Annotated in this window: 4 protein-coding genes; all 4 read right to left on the bottom strand. The window is 61.3% G+C overall.

Features of this window, described 5'->3' with window-relative positions; genetic code table 11:
• A partial coding sequence (locus tag ACH196_RS37690; RefSeq protein WP_396651926.1) for a recombinase family protein occupies positions 1 to 1363 on the bottom strand: 1363 nt, incomplete at its 3' end.
• The gene (locus ACH196_RS37685; RefSeq protein ID WP_396651925.1) at positions 1360 to 1911 is read right to left on the bottom strand and encodes a DUF2924 domain-containing protein; all 552 of its coding nucleotides are present in this window, start codon (positions 1909 to 1911) and stop codon (positions 1360 to 1362) included. The genes ACH196_RS37685 and ACH196_RS37690, both read right to left, overlap by 4 nt.
• A 5-nt stretch (positions 1912 to 1916) precedes the next feature.
• On the bottom strand, positions 1917 to 2357 hold the full coding sequence (locus tag ACH196_RS37680) for a DUF3489 domain-containing protein (RefSeq protein ID WP_396651924.1): 441 nt from the start codon (positions 2355 to 2357) through the stop codon (positions 1917 to 1919).
• 437 nt (positions 2358 to 2794) lie between these two features.
• Positions 2795 to 4792: DNA ligase D (ligD, locus tag ACH196_RS37675; RefSeq protein ID WP_396651923.1), on the bottom strand; the 1998-nt coding region annotated here is incomplete at its 5' end.

The following is a 4792-nucleotide window of genomic DNA, read 5'->3' as shown; positions in this document are numbered from 1 at the left end:
CGGTCGAGTTGCTTCGCAAAGCATCGGGTACCGCATTGTCTCCGGGCAATAATGTATCGATCATCGCCGCGGCATCGATCTGGAAGATAATGGCCTCCGATGTCAGGGTGATCTTCGGGAACACTCGCCGGATGCGATCAGCGCGACCCTCGGCAGCGAGTCCGGGCTCTCCTGCGGCGCTGCCCAGCATTTCCGTCGCTGCTTTGAGCGCCCCTGGCACTTGCTCCTTGCCGCGATGGATCGTTGTCCATTCCGCGATGCGAGGTTGGTCGCTCAGCAGCGCGCGATAGTGCTGCAAAACTGCCGCTTCAATCTCCGCTGCTGGAAGCCGCCAGCCGCTGGGATCGAGTTGCTTCGATTTCACCAGGCGGTTCGAGACATAATAGCGATAGCGCCGGCTATGATTGGCGGTCGAGGTTGGCGTCAGCCGATCGCCCGTCTCGTCGAACAGGATGCCCGTCAGAATATGCAGGTCGGGTGTTGATGTCTGTGATCGCCGGTCTGGCGAGAGTTGTTTAAGCAGGCTTTGGGCTACCTCAAAGGTCGCGAGGTCGATGATCGCGGCATGCTCTCCGTCATGAAGCTGACCCTTGTGTCGGGCCTTGCCGATGTAAACCGGATTGGAAAGCACGTGATAAAGCTGGCCATAGCGATAGTGCCTTTGCCTGCCGGCAGAGGTCGGCGCTGAATCTCCTGGCCACTCTCCTGTGGCGTCTGCGAACCGCCCCTCCCCTCTGTTGAGTTCTCTGACCAAAGCCGGCACCGACTTGAGTTCTAGATATCGATCGAAGATCGCCCTGACCGTGCCAGCCTCCCGATCGTGGATCAGCAGCTTCTTGCCTTCGATGCGATAGCCGAACGGGACGCGGCCTCCCATCCACATGCCCTTCCTGCGCGAGGCGGCGATTTTGTCGCGGATGCGCTCCGCCGTCACCTCACGCTCGAACTGGGCAAAAGACAGGAGCACGTTGAGCGTCAGCCTGCCCATCGAGGTGGTGGTGTTGAACTGCTGCGTGACCGACACAAACGAGGCATTGGTGGCATCGAAAATCTCGACGATCTTGGAAAAGTCCATCAATGATCGCGTCAGCCGGTCGATCTTGTAGACGACCACCACATCGACCTTGCGCTCACGGATGCTCTGGAGCAGCCGCTGCAGTGCCGGCCGCTCCATCGTACCGCCGGAGATGCCGCCATCATCATAACGATCGTGCACCAGCTTCCAGCCGAGCCCGACCTGCGAGGCGATGAAGGCAACACAGGCTTCTCGCTGGGCATCGAGCGAGTTGAATTCCTGGTCGAGGCCCTCATCAGTGGACTTGCGGGTATAGACCGCACAGCGGAGTTTTGGGGCAGCGCTCATAGCCCAAAAAACCTCGGACCGGACCAGCGAGCCCCGGTGATGGCAAAGGCGATGGCCGTTAGCGATGAATAGAGCTTGCCGTCATAAACAAAGCCACGATCGATCACATCGACAACATGGGCACGGCCATTCCAATCGCGGATGAGCCGAGCCCCTTGCGAAACGCGGCGCCGGGGCTTGCTGGCAGCCCCAGTCCTTGCCAAGGCCACACTGGGTGACACAGCAGAATGCGCAGCTCTCGCAGTGCCCATGATGATATCAGCATCGTGTCGAGGCGATTCCGATTTTCGCACACCCCTCGCCTTCTTGGGCCCGCCTCCACGCTTGGCCCGTTCCATCAGTTGCTTCAAAAGCTGTCGGGTTCCCGCAGACAAACCGCCCAGCCGTTTTGCCTGGAGATGCCAGGACACGGCGCGGGCTAGCAAGTCGTGGCTAAGGCTCTTAGGTGGCGGATGCCGGTAAATCCGCTTCCACTCCCGGGCCAGGTCTTCCCGCGGGAGAGCGCCGATCGCGGCAATCTCCCTCTCCAGTTCATTCGCTGTCGACATCGGCGTCACTTCGCCTTGTGAGGTGTTTCGATACGATAGCGGCGAGCGCCATCCTTGCCGACCTCGCTTGCGACGGTCTGGCCGAGCTTCTTCCTCACCGTCCCCGACAAGAACCCGCGCACCGAATGCGCCTGCCAGCCAGTCGCCTCTCTCAGTGCCTCAAGCGTGGCACCTTTCGCACTCCGCAGCTTCTTCAACACCATCTCCGTCTTGGAGGTCGGCGGCTTCGGTTTGGCGGAGCCGAGCGGGTCTGGATCGCAAGGTCGCTCGTCCTGATCAACGTCGCCAGACGTTGCCTCAATCTGAAGTGTCGGGGCCTTACCGCCGCGCCTCCCGCGCCCTTTCGCAGCATTGAGAGCAGGCAGCTCCGCTGCAACGCTTGGGTTGGCACCATTGCCGGTCGAAGAGGCAAAACCCTCGGCCAGAATCAGTTCAGGGATGTTCATCGTAGTCTCCGTCAGTCGCTGCCCGAACCATTCGGGTCGCAGCACCGACGAAAGCCCGCAGGGCGGGCTGAGACACTGGCGGCTCGCGATCGCCGGCGCCCCGCCTCGACAAAAGCAATGCTTGCCTGAACAAGCAAGTCCAGTCAGTTGTGCTTCCCAGGGACGAGTTCTTTTACGGCCAAGATTACCTAAGATTGCTTGATGGAGCAGACGCTTACGGTCGAGCGCTGCCGCAATCGGGCAGTCCGCTAGCGGCCCCGAGGCAGCCGATCGGCATAGCGCCTTATCTTCGCCGTGGTGGCTATGAAGCGTCGGCTAAAGTCAGACCTTAGAGGCTATGTGCGGATCGTCGAAATCAAATTGCGCATGCGTCCTATAAAGGCCTGCGGTCCAGGACAATGCGGCGGTGTTCGATATAGCCGATCGCCAAACGTCGCTCAGGCAGCTATCTTCATCGACTTTGCCAGTTGTTTGATCGCCGGTTCCAGCGGCCGCTGACCATTATCATACTCCTTCCATGCCGTGGTTTTTGCTAGAAGGCCAGGGACTGTGCGAAGAGTGTAGCGCTTGGGGTCGAGATCGTCTTTGACCTGATTCCAGGTAATCGGCATCGACACGGTGGCACCGGGCCGCGCGCGCGGCGACAGCGGTGCGACAGCCGTCGCCATGCGATCATTGCGGAGATAATCCAGGAAGATGCGGCCGTGGCGCTGCTTCTTGGCCATCTTGATCAGGTAGAGTTCGGGATTGTCGCGCGCCATCTGCAGGCAGACGTCGTGGGCGAAACTTTTGGCCTCCGGCCAGGTCAATTTGCTGCGCTTGGCCACGGCGAGCGGGGTAACGACGTGTAGCCCCTTGCCGCCGGTGGTCTTGCAGAAGCTGACGAGACCGAGATCGTCGAGGCGGTTACGAATTTCCTTTGCCGCTTCGACGACCCTCGAGAACGGCACGTCCGGGCCGGGATCGAGGTCAAACACCAGGCGGCCTGGGACTTCCGGCTGCTGTGGCGCACAGTTCCACGGGTGCAGTTCGAGCGCACCGATCTGTGCGACGGCAACCAAGCCTTCAACACGGTCGATCTGCAGATAGGGCTTCTTGTCGCCAAACACCGTGACCAGCTCCAGCAAATTGGAGGTCCCCGGCATGGCATGGCGCTGGAAGAACTGCTCGCCGCCGATCCCGTCTGGGGCACGGATGATCGAGCATGGACGGCCCCTGATATGGTCGATCAGCCACGCGCCGACGGCTTCGTGGTAACGGGCAAGATCTTCCTTGGTGACCGGTGTGCCGTCGTTCGCGTCGGGCCAGAGGGGCTTGTCCGGGTTCGATATCAGCACGCCCATGACATCGACTTTGCCGCCGCGACGGGAGGGTTTAGATGACGTTGGCGGCGTCGGCTGAGGAACATCGATCGTTGTCGCAGAAGCGGGCTCCTCTGTCTCGACCTCCGCGGCCGGCTTGTCTTCGCGAAGCCCCTTGAAGGCGGCCTGGCGAACGAGCCCGTCTGACGTCCAGCCGGCGAACTCTATTTCGGCGACTAGTTCAGGCTTGAGCCAAACGACGCTGGGCTGCTTCTTCGGCGCGCCGATCCCGGTGAAGGGTGACTTAGCGGCCTCGATTGCCTTCAGCTTCGGCAGCAGGTCTTTGACCTTGCCTGCCCCGTAGCCCGTCCCGACGCGACCGACGTAGACAAAGTGGTCACCGCGATTAACCCCGACGAGAAGAGACCGGAATTTACCGTTGGTGGTCGCATAGGCGCCAATGACGACCTCATGGCCGGCGCGGCACTTGGATTTCGCCCAGGTCTCGGTGCGTCCGGAGACGTAAGGCGCGTCGGCGCGTTTCGACACAATCCCCTCGAGAGACAGGCGGCAGGCCGAGCGCAGGACCGCCTCGCCGCCGGTCTCGAAATGTTCGACGAAGCGAAGGCGATCATCCTCGCCGGCGTTGGATAAGAACTCCTTCAACCGAGCCTTCCGTTCGCTCAGCGGCAGTGCGCGCAAATCCTCGCCTCCTTCGAAGAGGAGATCGAAAGCGAAATACACGAGCGCGTCGGTTTTCCCTTCTGACAGAGCAGCTTGAAGGGCGGCAAAGTCCGGTGCGCCGTTCTCGTCGAGCGCACAGATTTCGCCGTCGATGATCGCGTCCGGCAGATTGCCGGCGGCTTCCGCGATGGCCGGATATTTGGCGGTCCAGTCGAGCCCCTTGCGGGTCTTCAACGTCGCCTCGCCATCAGCCACACGCATTTGGATGCGGTAGCCGTCGAACTTAATCTCATGCAGCCATCCGTCCCCCGATGGCGGACGCGCAAGGGTTTCGCAAAGCTGAGGAGCGATGAAGTCGGGGAGATGAGCGGTCGTGACGCTACTCCGTTTCTTCTTTCCCCGCGCCTCTGCCTTGCGCTCTTCGGCGGCAAGGCCGGTGCGGCTGTCCCA

Source organism: Mesorhizobium sp. IMUNJ 23232 (assembly GCF_044326205.1).
Taxonomy (GTDB): Bacteria; Pseudomonadota; Alphaproteobacteria; order Rhizobiales; family Rhizobiaceae; genus Kumtagia.
This window is presented reverse-complemented; position numbering and strand designations above follow the sequence as displayed.